This window comes from Cecembia lonarensis LW9, assembly GCF_000298295.1.
Taxonomy (GTDB): Bacteria; Bacteroidota; Bacteroidia; order Cytophagales; family Cyclobacteriaceae; genus Cecembia; species Cecembia lonarensis.
Genome location: NZ_AMGM01000183.1, coordinates 1 through 1,553 on the forward strand (window position 1 = coordinate 1; position 1,553 = coordinate 1,553).

The following is a 1,553-nucleotide window of genomic DNA, read 5'->3' on the forward strand; positions in this document are numbered from 1 at the left end:
CCTGGCGGACAGACAGGTTCGGTCCTCTTGGCTCTTAAACCCATTCTTCATTCTTAATTATCACCCCTCATCTATCTGTGGTTAAATTCCAAAAGCGAAGCTTTTCATCCAATTATCCAGTTTAATTCAACTCCTACCGGAGTTGGGCGGACCGGGGATTTAAACCAGCTTCATCCACCGGGTAGCAACCCGGGGTAAATAACCTTTGGTATTGGACGCTTTCTGCGTCCTACCCCCCATACAGAACCAACCTCCCAAATTTACCAAGCTCCAACCCTTTTTCCTTTTGCCTTTTGCCTTGGCTCTTAAATCATTCCTAATTCTTAATTCTACATTTCAAACTTCTCACTCATCACTCCTCACTTTCCCCTCCTCACTCATCACTCTCCACTCATCACTCTACACTCTCCACTCTCCACTCTCCACTCAACTCCTCACATACCTCCTCCTCCCCTTCTCCAACAAAAACAGCAGGCCTATAAAGATCGCCAATACCACCACCATCACTCCCAGGTCCTGCGCATGCCCAAAATGCATCCAATACCGCTGTGCGGAAAAACCTCCTGTCTCCCCTGTCTGAAAGGCCTCCTCCATCCCGGGCACATTCAAGCACACCCAAAACATCGACAACAGCAGGTTCAAAACCCCAACCTTCCACACATCCTTCCACAAAACCCTGTACCGCCTGATGGCCTTCATCAAAGCCAAAAACAACAAAGGCAAAAAGGGCACCAGCGTACTGGAATCCGGATGCAAAGCAAATAAAAGCAGGAAGCACATGGCCAAGGTAAATCCTATGCCCAGCAAAGCCATCTCTTTGAGCAGGCGGTGCATAAAGATCAAGGACATGGGAACAATCAGCCCAAAAAACATCAAATGCCCGCCCAGAAAATCCAAAGGAAAGCGCAATAGGGAAGCCAGAAAATTCTGCCCTAATAAGCGCAGACTCACATTGCTATTGCTGCCCGAAAGCAACCAAAGCAGGAAGGAAACCACCAAAAGCCCTCCGAAAAAGAGCAGGATACGCTCTGATTGTAGTTTCTTTCCGATCAACTTCCAGCTTTGTACCCATTCTATGGGAGAAGAGCGCCCGATCCAATATAGGAATGCCGCCAATGCAGACAGAGAAACGATAAAGGAAAATACCTGCTGCCAATTGCCCGCCAACCGCTCGGTCATGCCCCCCATTAGCAGCAAACCGGTCCCAAGGACTCCTACCACCAGGATTGCCAATACAGAGTGGGGCTTTTTATCTTCCCGGATCGCCAGTTTGTCCGCCGGCAAGACCATCAGCATCAGTCCTAGAGGAAGTAAGAAAGGGGAAACGAAAGCACCTGCCAGGGAAAGCGGAAAGAGTTTGTTCTTCTCATAGCGGATAAAGTAATTCACCTGTCCCAATCCTATGGCAAAGGCGGCCATTTCCGTACTGAAAGCATTGTACCAAATTTCCTTGAGCACAAAGAAATTGAAGAACAACAATACAAAACCCAAGGCTTCCATAGGGCCATCAAAGCGGAGTTTCTTCATGATATGGAGAAACCAATACACCGCCA

At 48.2% G+C, this 1,553-nt stretch carries 1 protein-coding gene; it reads right to left on the reverse strand.

Annotation, left to right across the window (positions count from 1 at the left end):
• Positions 1-426 precede the first annotated feature (426 nt).
• Positions 427-1,553, reverse strand: a 1,127-nt coding sequence (locus B879_RS20680; protein WP_238542187.1) for a hypothetical protein, incomplete at its 5' end; no start/stop codon positions are given.